Origin of the sequence: Kitasatospora fiedleri (genome assembly GCF_948472415.1) — a bacterium.
Taxonomy (GTDB): domain Bacteria; phylum Actinomycetota; class Actinomycetes; order Streptomycetales; family Streptomycetaceae; genus Kitasatospora; species Kitasatospora fiedleri.
This window is the reverse complement of sequence record NZ_OX419519.1, coordinates 3525068-3541512: the sequence shown is the minus strand read 5'-3', so window position 1 is coordinate 3541512 and position 16445 is coordinate 3525068. Positions and strand designations below refer to the sequence as shown.

Sequence of the window (16445 nt, the reverse complement as noted above, 5' to 3'; positions counted from 1 at the left end):
TTCGGGCGGGCCCGTCAAGGACGGGCACCCGCACTCGCTACGCTGACCGTATGACGAGCGAGGAGCTGCCCCCCACCGCACGCACCGCCGCCCCCGGCCTCCCGGAGGTCGCCCCCGCCGGGACGCCCGGTGAACGGGCCCGTGCGCTGCTCCGGCTCCGGCCCTACCGGAAGCTGTGGACCACCCAGCTGCTCGGCGGTGCCGCCGACCGGCTGACCCTGCTGGTGCTGGTGCCGCTCACCGTGCTGGCCGCCGTGCTCGGCGGCCAGTTCGGGCACGGCTACCGGGCGCTCGCGCTCGCCGTCGCCGCGGTGTTCGCGGCCCGGCTGCTGGCCACCGGGCTGGTCGGCGCCGTCCTGCTCGGCCCGGTGCACGCCTTGGTCGGCGGGAAGCTCGACCGGCGCTGGAGCCTGCTCGGCGCCGACCTGGCCCGCGCCCTGCTGATCGGACTCGCCCCCTGGTGGGCGGTCTGGACGCCCGGCTCGGCGATCTGGCCGCTACTCGGCACCGCCTTCCTGGCCGGCGCCGCCGAACGGGTCTGGACGATCGGCAAGGCCGCCGCCGTCCCCGGCCTGCTGGCCGTCCCCGAACAGCCCGGACCGCCGTCCGCCGCCGCGCTGGACGCCGTCCGCACCCTCGACCTGCGCACCGGCTGGGCCGCCCTGCCGCTGGCCGCCGCCGGGCTGATCGGCTTCACGCTGCTCAACAACGTGCTGGCCGCGCTCGGCCTGGACTGGCTGCGCGACCACCAGCTCACCGTCGCCGCGCTCGGCACCACCGCCCTGTTCGTCGCCAACGCCGCGCTGCTGTACTTCCAGGAGCTCCCGGCCGGGGCCACCGCCGCGCCGCGCTCCCCGCTCCGGGGCCTGCGCGCGCCCGTCGACGCCACCCCGGGCCCGTCCCTGAAGAAGGGCCGCACCGGCTCCGCCCCCTACTTCACCTTCTCGATCGCCGCCGCCTACGCCTCGATGGCGGGCGTCACCGCGCTCGGCCTGCTCACCGCGGGCGAGCACCTGGCCGGACCGATCGGCTACGGCCTGCTCGTCCTGGCCGCCGCCGGCACCCCCGCGCTCGGCATCCGGCTCAGCCGCGCCACCCTGCCCGGCCTGTCCCGCCGCCGGCTGCTCGCGCTCGGCCTGGTCACCTCCGGCGTGGCGCTGATCCTGGCCGGGCTGGTCCTCGACTTCGTCCTGGTGCTGCTGTTCACCGTGCTGGCCGGCCTGGCCGCCGGTGTGGTCATCGCCACCGGACGCGGGCTGCTCGCCCAGGAGATCGAGGAGATCCGCCTCGGCCAGGTCACCGAGCACCTGTACGCCGTCCTGCGGGCCGTGGTCGGCGCCGCGCTGATCGGCATGCCGCTGCTGGCCGCCGCGTACGGGCAGGTCGCCCTCGGCGAGGTCGGCCGCGGCAGCTTCACCTTCATCCACGACGGCGCGGCGCTCGCGGTCTCCACCGCCGGGCTGCTGACCCTGGCGCTGGCCGCCGTCGTCCTGCTCAGGACCGACGACCAGCGCGGCGTCGTCCCGTTCGGCCGCGAGCTGGCCCAGGCCGTCCGCGGCCGGGCCGAGATCGCCCCGCACCGGGCCGCCGGCCAGGGCTACTTCATCGCGCTGGAGGGCGGCGACGGGGCGGGCAAGTCCACCCAGGCGCAGGCCCTCGCTGAGTGGATCCGGGCCAAGGGCCACGAGGTCGTCCTGACCCGCGAGCCCGGCGGCTCCCCGATCGGGCAGCGGCTGCGCGCCCTCGTCCTGGACGTCGGCAACACCGGCCTGTCGCACCGGGCCGAGGCGCTGATCTACGCCGCCGACCGGGCCGAGCACGTCGAGAACGTCATCCGCCCGGCGCTGGAGCGCGGCGCGGTCGTCCTCACCGACCGGTACATGGACTCCTCCATCGCCTACCAGGGCGCCGGCCGCGACCTGGCCGCCACCGAGGTCGCCCGGATCTCCCGCTGGGCCACCGGCGGGCTGGTGCCCGACCTGACCGTCGTCCTGGACGTCGACCCGACGGCCGCCCGGGAGCGCTTCACCGAGGCGCTCGACCGGCTGGAGTCCGAGCCCACCGAGTTCCACCAGCGGGTCCGCTCCGGCTTCCTGGCGCTGGCCGCCGCCGACCCGGCCCGCTACCTGGTCGTCGACGGCACCCAGCCCGCCGCCAACGTCACCACCGCGATCCGGCACCGGCTCGACCGCGAGCTGCCGCTCTCCGGCCAGGAGAAGGCCGCCAAGGCCGAGCAGGAGCGCAAGGCCCGCGAGGAGGCCGCCCGGCGCGCCGCCGAGGCCGAGGCCGCCCGCAAGGCCGCCGAGGAGGCCGAGCGCAAGCGCCTCGCCCTGCTGGAGCAGCTGCGCGCCGAGCAGGCCGAGAAGGACCGCCTTGCCGCCGAGGAGGCCGCCCGCGTCCAGGCCGAGGCCGCGCGCCAGGCCGCCGAGGACGCCCGGATCGCCGCCGAGGCGGAGTCCGCGCGACGGACCCGGGAGGAGGCCGAGCGGCGCGCCGCGGAGGCCGCGCGGGCCGAGGCGGCGGAGGCGGCGGCGCGCGAGGCCGCGGCGGAGGAGGCCGCCCGGGCCGAGTTCGCGCGCCAACGCGAGCTGCAGCGGGAGGAGCAGCGGCGGCGCGCCGAGGAGGCGCTGCAGCGGGCGGAGGACGCGCGGCGGGCCGCGGCGGCGGAGGCGGCTGCCGCGCCGGCGGCGGAGGCCCCGGCGGCCCCGGCTCCGGCTGCGCCCGCTCCGGCTGCTCCGACTGCGGCTCCGGTGGACGAGACGGCGGTGCTGCCGAAGGTGGAGTCCGACGTGGAGACCACCCGGGAACTGCCCAAGCCCGGGGTGCAGGGGGCCGGCCCGAAGGGTTCCCGTCCCGGTTCCGGGTCCGGCTCCGGCTCCGGCTCCGGGTCCGGGTCCGGCGCGGGGGCTGGGGCCGGGGCGGCCGGGCGGCCGGCGGCGGACGAGACCGCGGTGCTGCCGAAGGTCGGGGGCGTCGAGGAGACGGCGGTGCTGCCGGTGGCGGACCCGGCCCGGCAGGCGCCCAGGGGGATGTTCCGGGACGAGCCCGACTCCGCGCAGACCCGCGAGCTGCGGCCCCGGCCGGAGTGGGCGGAGGAGACCCCGCTCGACGACCTGCCCAGCCTGACGGACAGCCTGCTCGGCTCCCGCGAGGAGTGGGCCCGCTGGGAGGTGGCCGAGCCCGAGCCCGGCCAGGACGAGCAGCAGCCCAAGAAGGGCGGCTGGCGGCGCCGCAAGGACTAGGTTCCGTCCGGGTGGACGGGACGGTGGTGCGAGCAGGGGCGCGGGGAACCGCGCGGGGTCCGTTCCCCGCGCGGTTCCCCGCGCCCCTGCGTTCCGGGCCCGGGTTCCAGGTCGGCGCGTCGGTGCTGTCCGCGGGCGGGGTTAGGCTCGGCGGGGCGGGATCGGCGAGGAGGAGCGCGGCGTGAGTGTGTGGGACGACCTGGTCGGCCAGGACCGGGTGGTCGAGCAGCTGCAGGCGGCGGCGCGGGCGGCCCGGGCGAGCGTGCTGGCGGGGCGGGGCGGGCCCGCGGAGGGCAACGCCTCGCTGATGACGCACGCCTGGCTGTTCACCGGCCCGCCGGGGGCGGGGCAGGTGACGGCGGCGCGGGCGTTCGCGGCGGCGCTGCAGTGCACCAGCCCGGACCTGGAGCTCGGCGGGACGCCCGGCTGCGGCTTCTGCGACGGCTGCCACACGGTCCTGTCGGGCAGCCACGCGGACGTGAAGCAGGTGCGGACGGACGGTCTGTCGATCGGCGTCGGCGACATGCGCGAGCTGGTGCTGCGGGCGGCGAGCTACCCGACCGGCGGCCGCTGGTCGGTGATCATGGTGGACGCCGCGCACCGGCTGACCGAGGCGGCCGCGAACGCGCTGCTCAAGGGCGTCGAGGAGCCCTCGCCGCGGACGGTGTGGCTGCTGTGCGCGCCGTCCGTGCAGGACGTGCTGCCGACGATCCGCTCGCGCTGCCGCCTGCTGGTGCTGCGCACGCCCGCCGCGGAGGCGGTCGCCGACATGCTGGTCCGGCGGGACGGGGTGGAGCCGGAGGCGGCCCGGCTGGCCGCGCTGGCCGGGCAGGGCGACATCGACCGGTCGCGGCGGCTCGCGGTGGACGAGCAGGCCCGCTCGCGGCGGGCCGAGGTGCTGCGCATCCCGCTGGAGGTCGCCGACCTGGGCGGCTGCCTGGCCGCCGCCCAGCGGCTGGTGGACACCGCGAAGGCGGACGCCGAGGCGCTGGCCGAGACCCAGGACACCCGGGAGAGCGAGGACCTGCGGGCCGCGTACGGCGCGGCGGAGGGCAGCCGGGCCCCGCGCGGCATGGCCGGGGCGGTCAAGGAGCTGGAGAAGCGGCAGAAGAGCCGGGCCACCCGAACCCGCCGCGAGACGCTGAACGTGGCGCTCGGCGACCTGCTGGGCTTCTACCGGGACGTGCTGGCCCTGCAGTTCGGCGCGGTCGGCGAGCTGGCGAACGAGGACCAGCGCCCGGCGCTGCAGCGGGTCGCGGGGGCGGGCACGGCGGAGCACACGCTGCGCCGGATCGAGGCCGTGCTGGCCTGCCGGCGGGCGCTGGACCGGAACGTGGACCCGCTGCTGGCGGTGGAGGCGATGACGGTGGCGCTGCGGGCGGGCTGAACCTGCGGGGTGGCCTTGGCGCTCGGGGTGCTGCGGGGGGTGCGGCGGGGTGCTGCGGGGGCGCCGATGAGGTGCTGAAGGGATGCGGTGGGGCCGTCCGGCCGTCGCTCGTTCGAGTGAACGTGCGGAGACGCCCGTACCGCCCTCGGGCGAGGGGACGCGTGGTCTTGCACCCTGTGCACTGACCACGCGCTCGCGTCCGGCGGCCGGTCCTTCCCCGAGGTGGTGCGTCCCCATGCCCCGTTCGCTCCTGGTCCTGTTGTTGCTGGTGGCCGCGGTGGCGGGCAGTTGGCTGGCCCGTGCGGCGATGGTGCGCTGGCGGGACCTGCGGTCCGCGCAGACGTACGAGCTGGCGGCGGAGGTGCGGCCGGTGCTGGTGCGGGCGGGGGCGGCGGGGCTGTGCCTGATGTGCGTGAGCGCGCTCGGGGTGGCGGTGCTGCTGGGGGAGCGGGGCGAGGCGGGGCGGGCCGTGGCGGTGGTGGCGGCGGACCGGCCCGCGGGCAGCGTGGATCTGGCGGCGGCCGGGTCGTCCCCGCGGCGGTGCCGTCGCCTGCGGCCTCTGCGACGGCGCCCGCGACGGCGTCCGCGGTGGCGTTCGCGTCGGTGGGCAAGGTGGCGGGCGGGGAGCTGGTGCAGGGTGCGGTGCCCGGTCCGGACGGGCGGGCGCGGGCGGTGCGGGTGTGGCTGCCCGCCGAGTACGGGAAGAACCCGGCGGACCGGTTCCCGGTGATCGTGCTGCACTCCGGGACACCCGGGCACACCGCCGACGCCGACCTGCCGGACGTGTTCGACGGCGTGGCGTCGGCGGTGCAGCAGGGCAAGGCCCGCCCGTTCGTGGTGGTCGCCCCCGAGGCCCCCGGCGGCACCGGGCACCCCTGCGACCTGGTGGCCGCCGCCCCGCAGGCGGTCGCGGACGACGCGGCGCTGCGGGCGGCCGTCGGCGCGGCCTTCCGCACCCTGCCGGCCGGCCCCGCGACGTGGAGCGTGCTCGGCGTGGACGGCGGCGCGCCCTGCGCGGCGGCGGCCGGGCTGGCCCGTCCCGACCTGTACGGGGCGGCCGCGGCGGTCTCCGGCCGGTACGACGCCCGGGCGCTGGCCGGGGCGGCGGCGGAGGCGCCCGGGGCGGCGGGCGGGCGGCTGCTGCTGGCCGCGGCGAAGCGGGACGCGGCCGGGCTGGCGTCCGGACGGGCGGTGCAGGCGGCGCTGCGGGACGCCAGGTCGCGGGCCGAGGTGCGGACGTCCGAGGTGGTGCAGGACTACACGCCGGAGCGGGAGCGGCTGCGGCTGGTGCGGGTCGCGGTGCAGTACCTGGCGGAGCAGCTCGCCAAGTAGCGGTCGGCGGCGGGCGCGGGGTCGCGCCGTCGGACGGGGGGCTGTGGTGCGATCGGCGGTGCGGCGATCGGCCGGCCGCGGTGGTGGGTGGGCGAGTCGCCGGGCCTGGCGGTGCCGGCGGCCAGGCCCTGTCCGGCCGATCTTGCCGGGCGCGCGACGCCGGGCATCCCTCTCCCAGCCCCAAGGGGGGCTGGGAGGTGCCCCCTCGGAAGCACCGGCGAAACACCCAAGTACACCCAGTACGAGGGCGTTCCGCCGGCACTCCCAGCCGGGCCCCCGACGCCGCGCGCTGATCCGGCAAGATCGACCGGACAGGGCCTAGGCTCGGCCTCCCGGTGTCGGCCCCGGCCGCCGCGCCGTTCCCAGGGGAGAGGACCCACCGTCATGAGAGTCGCCCGGACCCGCCGGCCGGCCGCCGCCGTCGCGCTGGCCGCCGCCGTGTCGCTGCTGCTGGCGGGCTGTACGTCCGGGCACCCGGCCGCGTCCGGCACGCCGTCCGGTGCCGGGGGCCGCTCGGCGGACAGCGTGGCGGGCGGCGCGACGGGTGGTGCGACGGGTGGCGCCCCCACGCCCGGGGCCACCCCGCTGGAGCCGCTGCCCGTCGAGGTGCCGGCCGCGCTGGCCCCGTACTACGCACAGCAGTTGAGCTGGAAGCCGTGCGACTCCGGGTTCGAGTGCACCACCTTCAAGGTGCCGCTGGACTACGCGCACCCCGGCGACGGGCACGACGTGGAGCTGTCCGCGGTCCGCAAGCCCGCGGGCGGCACGGGGCACCGGATCGGCTCGCTGCTGCTCAACCCGGGCGGGCCGGGCGGCTCCGCGATCGACTACACCGAGCGGGTCGCGGGGCGCTACGACGCGGGCGTGCGCTCCAGCTTCGACCTGGTGGGATTCGACCCACGCGGGGTCGGCCGGTCCGCGCCGATCACCTGCCTGACCGGCCCGCGGATGGACGCGTACACCGCCACCGACCTCACCCCCGACGACCAGGGCGAGACCGACGCGCTGGTGGCCGCCGACAAGGAGTTCGCGGCCGGCTGCCGGGCGCAGGCGGGCGACCTGCTGGGCCACGTCTCCACCGTGGAGGCGGCCCGCGACATGGACGTGCTGCGGGCGCTGGTCGGCGACCGGAAGCTCAACTACGTCGGCAAGTCGTACGGCACCTTCCTGGGCGCGACGTACGCGGGCCTGTTCCCGAGCAAGGTCGGCAAGGTCGTCCTGGACGGCGCGATGGACCCCTCGCTGGACGCCGCCACCGGCAACCTCACCCAGGCCGGCGGCTTCGAGACCGCCTGGACGGCGTTCGCCGAGGACTGCGCCAAGCGCGACGACTGCCCGGTCGGCCACAGCGCCGAGGAGGCCGGCCGGAAGCTGGACGCGCTGTTCGCGCAGCTCGACGCCGAGCCGCTGCCGACCGAGCAGAACCGCCCGCTGACCGAGGCCCAGGCGCTCACCGGCGTCGCCGAGGCGATGTACGCCGAATCGCTCTGGTCCTACCTGCGTGAGGCCCTGACCACCGCCCTGGCCGGCGACGGCAGCGCGCTGCTCAAGCTCGCCGACAGCTACTACGGGCGCGGCGACGACGGCAGCTACGAGAACCTGATGTACGCCAACATGGCCGTCAACTGCCTCGACCTGCCCGCCCCGTTCGCCGACCCGGCCGCGGTCACCGCCGCCCTCCCCGCCTTCCGGAAGGCCGCCCCGCACTTCGGCCGCGACATGGCCTGGATGGCGCTCGGCTGCGGCTACTGGCCGGACCGGGCCACCGGCGCCCCGCACACCGTCCGGGCCGCCGGGTCCGACCCGATCGTGGTCGTCGGCACCACCCGGGACCCGGCCACCCCGTACGCCTGGGCGCAGTCGCTGGCCGGACAGCTGGAGGCCGGGCGGCTGCTCACCTACGAGGGCGACGGGCACACCGCGTACCAGCGGCAGAACGCCTGCATCGACGACGCGGTCAACGGCTACCTGCTGGGCGGGGAGGCGCCGGCGAACGGGAAGGTCTGCAAGGACTGAGCGGGACGTGGAGCCGGGGTGCGGGGTGCGGGGCGCGGGGCGTTCTCCGGGCTGGAGCCCGTCAGGAGTGTCCACGCGTGAAGGGGCTGGCGGCTACCATGGCGCAGCCCCTTCGGCGTCCCGCCCCCGTCCGCTTCACCCGCCCCCTGGAGACCGCAGTGCTCGGAGTCCACGACCTGGCCACCTACGTCCTCGGCGCGCTCGCCATCGTCCTGCTGCCCGGACCCAACTCCCTCTACGTGCTCTCCGTCGCTGCCCGCAAGGGCGTCCGCACCGGTTACCGGGCGGCCTGCGGCGTCTTCCTCGGCGACCTCGTCCTGATCAGCCTCACCGCCCTCGGCGCGGCCTCCCTGCTCCGGGCCAACCCCGCGGTCTTCGCGGTGGTCCGGTTCGGCGGCGCCGCCTACCTGCTGTGGATCGGCTACGGCATGCTGCGGGCCGCCCGCCAGATGTGGCGCGAGCGCGCCCTCGCCTCGGCCCCCGACCAGGACGGCGCCACCGAGGACGCCGAGCGGCCGTTCCGCCGGGCGCTGATGGTCAGCCTGTTCAACCCGAAGGCCATCCTCTTCCTGCTCTCCTTCTTCACCCAGTTCGTCGACCCCTCCTACGGCGCCCCCGTCCTCTCCTTCGCGCTCCTCGGCGGCATCCTCCAGGCCTTCTCCTTCCTCTACCTCTCCCTCCTGATCTTCACCGGCACCACGCTCGCCAACGCCTTCCGCCGCCGCAAGCGCCTCTCCGCCGGCCTCACCTCCGCCGTCGCCGTCCTCTTCGCCGGCTTCGCCGCCAAACTCGCCGCCTCCTCCGCCTGACCCCGACCCCCGCCCCGCCGGGGCCGCAGGCCGAGGCCGCCCACCGGGCCGCCCGCCCGGTGGGCGCGTACGGATCACCCCCGGAAACTGTGTAGACTGGCGCGCGTTGCCGATGCGACCCTTGCCCTCACCGGGCCGGGTTACCGGCAGCGGTGCCGCCTTAGCTCAGTTGGCCAGAGCAACGCACTCGTAATGCGTAGGTCATGGGTTCGAATCCCATAGGCGGCTCCACGAAGCCCGGATCGCAGTTCGCTGCGGTCCGGGCTTTTCCCGTTGCGGGCCGGGGTGTCAGGGGGTGGTCGTGTCGAAGGCGGTGCGGGCGCGTTCGACTTCGGGGAGGTGGTGGTGGGACCAGTCGGTGAGGGCGGCGAAGAGGGGGGCCAGGCTGCGGCCGAGTTCGCTGATCTCGTATTCGACTCGGGGTGGGACTTCCGGGTGGTAGGTGCGGGTGACGAGGCCGTCGCGTTCCAGTTGGCGTAGGCGTTGGGTGAGGACCTTCGCGGTGATGGGGCCGATGTTCCGGTTCAGTTGGACGAAGCGTTGGCGGCCGAAGTGGTGGAGTGTCCAGAGGATCGGCGTGGTCCAGCGGCTGAAGACGATGTCGAGCACCGGGGTGATCGGGCAGGGCTGGGTGCTGCCGTGTTCGGTGGGGGGTCGGTCCGTCGTGGGTCCGTTCCGGGTGGCCACCGTGTACGCCCTCTCGTCGGTCGCTCTGCTGCGGGTACCCACTGTAGGGCGGGGAGGGGCGAAGGGGGTCGGTTTCCTCTAGGTACCTAGTATCTTTCCGGTGCTAGCTTCGGGTCGTGGCCGAAAAGGCCGCTCAAGCAAGGGACTTGGGCCCTGACGGACCGAGGAGCACGTTCATGATCGTTGTCACTGGAGCCACCGGGAACGTCGGCCGTCCGCTGGTCGGCCTGCTCGCCGCGGCGGGGGAGCGGGTCACCGCGGTCTCCCGGCGGGTGCCGGACGGCGGGTTCCCGGCCGGGGTCGTCCACCGGGCCGCCGACCTGGCCGACTTCGGGAGCCTGGCCCCCGCGTTGGAGGGGGCGGACGCGCTGTTCCTGCTGTTGGCCGGCGAGCTCAACGGCCCCGGTGCGCCGGCCGCCGAGCTGTTGGGGCTGGTGCGGGCGGCGGGGGTGCGGCGGGTGGTGCTGCTCTCCTCGCAGGTCGCCGGGACCCGGCCGGCGGCGGTCTCGCACGCCCGGCTCCGCGAGTTCGAACTCGCGGTCCGGGAGAGCGGGTTGGCGTACACCATCCTGCGGGCCGGGGGGTTCGCCTCCAACGCGTACGCCTGGGTCGACGGCGTCCGCGCCCGGCGCACGGTGCACGCCCCGTTCGCGGACGTCGCGCTGCCGGTCGTCGACCCCGCGGACCTGGCGGCGGTCGCGGCGGCCGCCCTGCGGGAGGACGGGCACCAGGGGCGGGTGTACGTCCTCACCGGACCCGAGGCGGTCACGCCCCGGCAGCAGGTGGCGGCGCTCGGCGAAGTCCTCGGCGAGGAGGTCGCGTTCGTCGAGCTCACCCGGCAGCAGGCCCGCGCGCACCTGGCCCGCTTCATGCCCGAGGAAGTGGTCGACGGCACCCTCGACGTCCTCGGCTCGCCGCTCGCCGAGGAGCAGCGGGTCAGCCCGGACGTCGAGCGGGTGCTCGGCCGCCCCGCCCGGAGCTTCGCCGCCTGGGCCGCGGACGCCCGCCCCGCCTTCCGGTGAGGGAGGGAGAAGGAGGGGGAGGGAGAAGAGGAAGGGCGGGCAGGGGCTGGGGGGCTAGCGTTCGGCCAGGTACTCGGCCCAGGTGCGGGTGCCGCAGGCGTGCCCGGGGGAGGTGAGGGCGCCCTCGCGCAGCAGGCGGCCGGCCCGGCCGGGGAGGTGCAGGGGCAGGACGCGGCGGCGGCTGCCGCGGGCGCGGAGCCAGTCGGCGGCGAGGTCGGTGGCGGGGTGGATCTCGGGTCCGGCGAAGTCGGCGGCCGAGCCGGCCGGGTCGCCGAGGGCGAGTTCGACGAGGCGGGCGGCGACCTCGGCGGGGTGGACGGGCTGGACGGGGGTGCGGGAGAGCATCGGGAGGACGGGGAGCTTGGCGAGCGGGCGGAGCATGCCGTCCAGGAGCTGGGGGAACTGGGTGGCGCGCAGGGTGGTCCAGCCGAGGCCGGACCCGGCGAGGAGCTGCTCGCCCTGGAGCTTGATCCGGTAGTAGGCCATCGGAATCCGGTCGACGCCGACGATCGAGATGTTGACGACGTGCCGGACGCCGGTCCGCCGGGCGGCCGCCAGCAGGTGGCGGAAGGCGGGCAGGTCGTTCTTCGGGTGCCGCGGGTCGCTGGCGCAGTGGATCACCGCGTCGACGCCGGCGAACGCCTCGTCCAGGCCGGTGCCGGCGGTCAGGTCGCCGGTGTGCCAGTGGGTGTCGGCGTCGGTGGGCGGGGTGGTGCGCCGGGTGAGGGCGCGGACGGGACGGCCGGTGGCGAGGGCGTGGCGCAGCACCTCGCGGCCGAGGACGCCGGTCGCGCCGGTCACCAGCAGCGGCCGGTCGGGGGCGGAGGGGAGAGGGGAGGGGGCGGAGGGGGTGGCGAGGTCGTTCATGGTCCGGGTTCCTTCCGGGGAGGGGGCAGCAGTGGGGCTCTCCCTGGTAGGAACCGGGCGGTCAGCCGTTCTGTGACAGCGCGCGGTGCCGTCGCGCGTAGTGGGCGAGCTTGTCCGGGTTGCGCAGGATGCGGATGCCGGTGACGCCGTCGGGCCCGGCGTCCAGCACGCCGACGGAGGTGAGGTCCTCGCCCTCCCAGCCGAGCAGGACGGGGCTGCCGTTGGCCTCGGCGAGTTCGAACCGGACGCCGTCGGTGAACCGTTCGAACAGGCCGGCCAGGAAGCGGGCCGCGTTGGTGCGGCCGTGCACCGGCCGGAGCGCGGCGCGGACCTTGCCGCCGCCGTCCGACCAGACCACGACCTGGGCGGCGAGGAGCTGTTCGAGCTGGTCCAGGGCGCCGTCCGAGGCCGCGCGCAGGAAGCGGCCGAGCAGGGCGGCGTTCTGTTCGGCGTCGACGGGGCCGGGGTGCGGGGCCTCGTCGACGAGGTGCTTGCGGCCGCGGTGGTAGAGCTGGCGGGCGGCGGCCTCGGTGCAGTCCAGGACGCCGGCGATCTCCCGGTGGCTGTAGGCGAAGGCGTCGCGCAGCACGACGGCGGCGCGTTCGGGCGGGGAGAGCCGCTCCATCATGGTGAGCACCGCGAAGGAGACGGCTTCGCGCTGCTCGGCCCGCTCCATCGGCCCGAGCGCCCCGCTCGCCACCGGCTCCGGCAGCCAGGTGCCCGGGTACTCCTCGCGCCGGGCCCGGGCCGAGGTGAGCCGGTTCAGGCAGAGGTTGGCGACCACCTTGTTGAGCCACGGCCCGGGTGCCGCGACCTGCCCGGGCTCGGCGCCGTGCCAGCGCAGGTACGCGTCCTGCACGGTGTCCTCGGCCTCGGCGGCCGACCCGAGCATCCGGTAGGCCAGCGAGAACAGCCGCTGCCGGTGGTGCTCGAACTCCCGTACCGCGTCGTCGGGTTCCGCGTTCATGGGGCCACGTTAGGGGATGGCGGACGGCGGAGAGGAAGGGGGAAGGGCGGGGAGGGCCACGTGAGAGGGCGGCGGAGGGGAAGGAGGGAAGGGCGGGGAGGGCTGGGAGGGTTCAGGCGGGGAGCCGGAGGCCGATCCAGTCGGCGAGGCCGGTGGTGCCGGACGGGGTGAGGTGGACGACGCGGGGGCTGGCGCCGTGGCGGAGCCAGCCCAGGGTGAGCAGGCGGGCGGTGAGGGCGGCTCCGGTGGCGCCGGCCAGGTGGTGCTGCTGTTCGCTCCAGTCGACGCAGTAGCGGACCAGCGGGCGGCGGGGCGGGAGGGCGTCCAGGTCGATGCCGAGCCGGTGCAGGGCGGCCCGGCCGGACGCGGTGAGCCGGTAGTGGTGGTCGTGGCCGTAGCCGGAGGCGCGGTCGTGGACGGCGGTGGCCGGGTGGTGGGTGCCGTCGTGGCCGGTGAGCAGGCGCTGTTCGAGCAGGGCGCCCATCAGGGCGACGCCGAGCCGCCCGGCCAGGTGGTCGTAGCAGGTGCGGGCGCGGCGCAGCGCGTTGGTGGTGCCGCTGTCGCGCAGCGAGGTGATCGGCAGCGGGGGCGCGATCAGGGCGAGGGCTTCCAGGGCGTGACCGACCTCGGGGCCGGCCAGCCGGTAGAAGCGGTTGCGGCCGTGGCTGCGGACGGTGACCAGTCCGGCGTCGACGAGCCTGGCCAGGTGGGCGCTGGCGGTGGGCGCGCCGATGCCCGCCTCGGCGGCGAGGACGGCGCCGGACAGGTCGCGCCCGTCACTGAGCGCCTTGAGCATCCGGGCCCGGGACGGGTCGGCGAACAGGGCGGCGGCCCGGGCGACGTCGGGCTGGCCGGCGGAGGGCGCGGGGGAAGCGGAGGGCGCGGGGGAAGAGGTGGGAACGGGCACGCCTCCAGCCTAGGACGGCCCGGGACGGGCACGGTTCGTCAGGCGGCGAAGTGTTTCGCGCGGAGACTGCCGTCATGACTTTCGTACGGATGACGCGGACGCCCGTCCGGCCGCCGGCGGCGCGGCTCGCCCTGCCGCCGCTGGTCGCGCTGAGCCTGGGCCACTTCCTGGTGATGCTCGACGTCACGGTGGTCAACGTGGCGGTGCCGGACGTCCGGGCCTCGCTGGGGGTGGGGGCGGCGGGGCTGCAGTGGGTGGTGGACGGGTACAGCACGGTGTTCGCCGGGCTGCTGCTGCTCGGCGGTGGGCTGGGCGACCGGTTCGGGCACCGGCGGCTGTACCTGGCGGGGCTGGGGCTGTTCGCGGCGGCCTCGGCGCTCTCCGCGGCGGCCGGGTCGGGGCGGTGCTGGTCGGGGCCAGGTTCGCGCAGGGGGCGGGGGCGGCGCTGCTGGTGCCGGCCTCGTTCGCGCTGCTGCGCGCGGCGTACCCGGACGGTGCGCTGCGGGCCCGGGCGGTCGGGGTGTGGGGGCTGGTCTCGGCGGTGGCGTTCGGCGCGGGGCCGGCGGTGGGCGGGCTGCTGGTGGCCGGGCTGGGCTGGCGGTGGGTGTTCTGGGTGAACCTGCCGGTCGCGGCGCTGGCCGCGCTGCTGACGTACCGGTACGTCGGGCCGGCGGCGGAGGGACGACGGCCGGAGGGGCGGTCGGCGCGGCGCGGCGATCCGGCGGGCCAACTGCTGGGCGTGCTGGGCCTGGTGGCGCTGGTCGGGGGCGTGAACGAGGCGGGTGCGCGGGGCTGGGGCTCGCCGTGGGTGGCGGCGGCGTTCGTGGTGGGGGCGGCGGCGCTGGCCGGGTTCGCCCGGGTGGAGCTGCGCCTGGAGCGGCGGTCGCGGCGGGACCCGGACGGCCGGGTGCCGCTGCTGCCGCCCGCGCTGCTGCGGGACGGCCGGCTCGCGGCGGTGGACGCGGTCGGCCTGCTGCTCAGCCTCGGGTACTACGGGATGCTGTACGTGCTGACGCTGCACTTCCAGCAGGAGCGCCACTACGGCTCGTGGGCGACGGGGCTGGCACTGCTGCCGTCGGTGGGCATGGGGCTGCTCGCGGCGCCGCTGTCCAGCAGGCTGGCGGCCCGGCGCGGCCCGTACCCGACGATGGCCGGGGCGCTGCTGCTGGGGTCGGCGGGGTTCCTGGGCTGGCTGGCGGTCGGGCCGCACACCCCGTACCCGGTGCTGCTGTTCGCCTTGACGGCGACCGGTCTGGCGACGCCGCTGACCGTGGTGGCGGCGACCGTCGCGGTACTGGAGGCGGCTCCGGCGGGGGTGGCGGGGACGGCCTCGGCGGTGTTCAACGTCGCCCGCCAGGCGGGCAGTTCGCTCGGCGTGGCGCTGTTCGGCACCCTGACGGGCACGCTGGGCCCGGTGCGCGGGCTGCACGCCGCGGCGCTGGTCGCGGCGGCGGCCTTCCTGGGCGCGGCCGCGCTGGCCGGGCGGGCCTCGCGGCGGTCGGGCCGGGCCTGAGGGGGCCGGGCGGCGGGGGGAGCCGTCCGCCCGGCCGTCGGTGGTCAGCCCTGGGTGGCGGCGTAACGGGCGCTGACGTCCTGCCAGTTGACGACGTCCCAGAGGCGGGTGACGTAGTCGGGGCGGACGTTCTTGTACTGGAGGTAGTAGGCGTGCTCCCAGGCGTCGAAGGCGAGCAGCGGGGTGGTGCCCTGGCCGACGTTGCCGTGGTGGTCGTAGACCTGCTCGACGATCAGGCGCCGGCCGAGCGGCTCCCAGGAGAGGATGCCCCAGCCGGAGCCCTGGACGCCGACGGTGGCGGTGGTGAGCTGCTTCCGGAACGCCTCGAAGGAGCCGAAGTGCTCGGTGAGGGCGTCGGCGAGCGGGCCCTCGGGGCGGTCGCCGCCCTCGGGGGAGAGGTTCTGCCAGAACAGCGAGTGCAGGACGTGGCCGGAGAGGTTGAAGGCCAGCGTCTTCTGGAGGCCGACCAGGCCGCCGAGCTGGTCCTTGTCGCGGGCCTCGGCGAGCTGTTCCAGCGTCGAGTTGGCGCCGTTGACGTACGCCTGGTGGTGCTTGGAGTGGTGCAGTTCCAGGATCTCGGCGGACATCGCGCGCTCGAGGGCGGAGTAGTCGTACGGGAGGTCAGGCAGCGTGTAGGCACCCATGGCTGAGCAGCCCTTCTCGGTCGACGGAGGGTCAGTTGCGAGTGCCACCTTATTGCAACTCGATTGCAAGAACACTGAGGGGGCATGAAGCCGCCGTGGCGGAACGCCGAAGGCCCGCCCGGGGGTGCCGGGCGGGCCTTCGGGAGCAGCGGGTCGGGACGGGCCGGACCGGTCCTCCGGGAGGAGCGGGTCAGGACGGCTCGGCGTACGCCTCCTCGCGCAGCCGGTCCTCGGAGGCGCCGCGCCGCCAGTAGCCGGAGAAGGTCACCGCGCGCTTGTCGACGCCGCGTTCGCGCACCAGGTGGCGGCGCAGCTCCTTGACGGTGCCGGACTCGCCGGCGATCCAGGCGTACGGGGCGCCGGCGGGCAGGTCGGCCGCGCGCAGGGCGTCGAGCAGCCCGGAGGGCGCGCCGGGCGGGCGCACCAGCCAGCTGATGTCCACGCCGTCGGGGGCGGGCAGGTCCTGGACGTCGGTGGCGTCCGGGACCTCGATCCAGACCAGGGCGCGGGTGCCGGCCGGCAGCCGGTCCAGGATGCCGCCGGCCGCGGGCAGCGCTGTCTCGTCGGCCAGCAGCAGCACGAAGCCGGTGTCCGCGGGCGGCCGGAAGGCCACCGAGCGGTTGTCGGCGACGGCCGGCCCGAGCAGCACCACCCGCGCGCCCGGCCCCGCCGTCGCGGCCCAGCCGGCGGCCGGCCCGGAGGGCGCCCCGCCCGGGCCGTCCCCGGTGCCGTGCAGGGCGAAGTCGACGTCCACCTCGGGTGGTTCGGTCCGCTGCGCGCGGACGGTGTACGAGCGCATCACGGCCCGCTCGCCCGCCGGGAGCGCCCGCCACGCCCGGAACCAGCCCTCGCCCTCCCGGTACGGGAGGAGGGGCTCGTCCTGGCCGGGCCGCGGCAGGAAGAGCGAGAAGGACTGGTCGCGTCCGCCGCTCGCGAAGCCGCGCAGCGCCTCGCCGCCGAAGGTGACCCGCAGCATGGTCGGGCCGAGCCGCCGGGTGCGCACCACGTGCGCCGGGAAGAAGTCGTACTCCTGGGCCTGGCCGGTCATCCGA

At 76.5% G+C, this 16445-nt stretch carries 13 protein-coding genes, 1 tRNA gene and 1 pseudogene; 9 read left to right on the top strand and 6 right to left on the bottom strand.

Going from position 1 to position 16445, the window contains the following annotated elements; all coding sequences use genetic code 11:
• Positions 1-50: 50 nt before the first annotated feature.
• From tmk to QMQ26_RS16340, 6 genes are all read left to right on the top strand, one after another.
• Positions 51-3242, top strand: coding sequence for a dTMP kinase (gene tmk / locus QMQ26_RS16365; protein ID WP_282206159.1), 3192 nt, complete (start codon positions 51-53; stop codon positions 3240-3242).
• Positions 3243-3423: 181 nt separating this feature from the next.
• Positions 3424-4629, top strand: coding sequence for a DNA polymerase III subunit delta' (locus tag QMQ26_RS16360; RefSeq protein WP_282206158.1), 1206 nt, complete (start codon positions 3424-3426; stop codon positions 4627-4629).
• Between the two features lie 588 nt (positions 4630-5217).
• Positions 5218-5961 carry a hypothetical protein gene (locus QMQ26_RS16355; RefSeq protein ID WP_282206157.1) on the top strand — a complete coding sequence of 248 codons (744 nt, stop codon included), beginning with the start codon at positions 5218-5220 and terminating at the stop codon, positions 5959-5961.
• Positions 5962-6345: 384 nt separating this feature from the next.
• On the top strand, positions 6346-7977 hold the full coding sequence (locus QMQ26_RS16350; protein ID WP_282206156.1) for an alpha/beta hydrolase: 1632 nt from the start codon (positions 6346-6348) through the stop codon (positions 7975-7977).
• Positions 7978-8135: 158 nt separating this feature from the next.
• On the top strand, positions 8136-8786 hold the full coding sequence (gene leuE / locus QMQ26_RS16345; RefSeq protein ID WP_282206536.1) for a leucine efflux protein LeuE: 651 nt from the start codon (positions 8136-8138) through the stop codon (positions 8784-8786).
• Positions 8787-8940: 154 nt separating this feature from the next.
• Positions 8941-9017, top strand: a tRNA-Thr gene (locus QMQ26_RS16340).
• Between the two features lie 57 nt (positions 9018-9074).
• Here QMQ26_RS16340 and QMQ26_RS16335 read toward each other — a convergent pair.
• Positions 9075-9404, bottom strand: coding sequence for a winged helix-turn-helix transcriptional regulator (locus QMQ26_RS16335; protein WP_400684204.1), 330 nt, complete (start codon positions 9402-9404; stop codon positions 9075-9077).
• A gap of 245 nt (positions 9405-9649) precedes the next feature.
• Between QMQ26_RS16335 and QMQ26_RS16330 the strand changes: the two genes are divergently transcribed.
• Complete coding sequence (locus QMQ26_RS16330) at positions 9650-10495, top strand: NAD(P)H-binding protein (protein WP_282206155.1); 846 nt, start codon at positions 9650-9652, stop codon at positions 10493-10495.
• Positions 10496-10549: 54 nt separating this feature from the next.
• Here QMQ26_RS16330 and QMQ26_RS16325 read toward each other — a convergent pair whose 3' ends face one another.
• The 3 genes from QMQ26_RS16325 to QMQ26_RS16315 form a co-directional block, all read right to left on the bottom strand.
• Positions 10550-11362, bottom strand: coding sequence for an SDR family oxidoreductase (locus QMQ26_RS16325; RefSeq protein ID WP_282206154.1), 813 nt, complete (start codon positions 11360-11362; stop codon positions 10550-10552).
• A 61-nt stretch (positions 11363-11423) separates the two neighbouring features.
• Positions 11424-12329 carry an RNA polymerase sigma factor SigJ gene (gene sigJ, locus QMQ26_RS16320; RefSeq protein WP_282206153.1) on the bottom strand — a complete coding sequence of 302 codons (906 nt, stop codon included), beginning with the start codon at positions 12327-12329 and terminating at the stop codon, positions 11424-11426.
• A 112-nt stretch (positions 12330-12441) separates the two neighbouring features.
• Complete coding sequence (locus QMQ26_RS16315; protein ID WP_282206152.1) at positions 12442-13236, bottom strand: ArsR/SmtB family transcription factor; 795 nt, start codon at positions 13234-13236, stop codon at positions 12442-12444.
• Positions 13237-13310: 74 nt separating this feature from the next.
• Here QMQ26_RS16315 and QMQ26_RS37470 point away from each other — a divergent pair.
• Both QMQ26_RS37470 and QMQ26_RS16305 read left to right on the top strand, forming a co-directional pair.
• Positions 13311-13562: pseudogene (locus QMQ26_RS37470) on the top strand (MFS transporter); the annotation flags it as partial.
• A 77-nt stretch (positions 13563-13639) separates the two neighbouring features.
• On the top strand, positions 13640-14749 hold the full coding sequence (locus tag QMQ26_RS16305) for an MFS transporter (protein WP_282206151.1): 1110 nt from the start codon (positions 13640-13642) through the stop codon (positions 14747-14749).
• Between the two features lie 44 nt (positions 14750-14793).
• Here the strand turns inward: QMQ26_RS16305 and QMQ26_RS16300 are convergent, their stop codons facing one another.
• Together QMQ26_RS16300 and QMQ26_RS16295 are read right to left on the bottom strand one after the other, a co-directional pair.
• Positions 14794-15393 (bottom strand): superoxide dismutase, encoded by a 600-nt coding sequence (locus QMQ26_RS16300; protein ID WP_100837565.1) that lies wholly within the window; start codon positions 15391-15393, stop codon positions 14794-14796.
• A gap of 190 nt (positions 15394-15583) precedes the next feature.
• On the bottom strand, positions 15584-16441 hold the full coding sequence (locus tag QMQ26_RS16295) for a siderophore-interacting protein (RefSeq protein ID WP_282206150.1): 858 nt from the start codon (positions 16439-16441) through the stop codon (positions 15584-15586).
• Between the last annotated feature and the right edge of the window lie 4 nt (positions 16442-16445).

Excerpts from the sequence above, each read along its gene's own strand:
- QMQ26_RS16300 (WP_100837565.1), bottom strand. The coding sequence starts at position 15,393 with ATGGGTGCCTACACGCTGCCTGACCTCCCGTACGACTACTCCGCCCTC.
- sigJ (WP_282206153.1), bottom strand. The coding sequence starts at position 12,329 with ATGAACGCGGAACCCGACGACGCGGTACGGGAGTTCGAGCACCACCGG.
- QMQ26_RS16350 (WP_282206156.1), top strand. The coding sequence starts at position 6,346 with ATGAGAGTCGCCCGGACCCGCCGGCCGGCCGCCGCCGTCGCGCTGGCC.
- tmk (WP_282206159.1), top strand. The coding sequence starts at position 51 with ATGACGAGCGAGGAGCTGCCCCCCACCGCACGCACCGCCGCCCCCGGC.
- QMQ26_RS16325 (WP_282206154.1), bottom strand. The coding sequence starts at position 11,362 with ATGAACGACCTCGCCACCCCCTCCGCCCCCTCCCCTCTCCCCTCCGCC.
- QMQ26_RS16330 (WP_282206155.1), top strand. The coding sequence starts at position 9,650 with ATGATCGTTGTCACTGGAGCCACCGGGAACGTCGGCCGTCCGCTGGTC.
- QMQ26_RS16295 (WP_282206150.1), bottom strand. The coding sequence starts at position 16,441 with ATGACCGGCCAGGCCCAGGAGTACGACTTCTTCCCGGCGCACGTGGTG.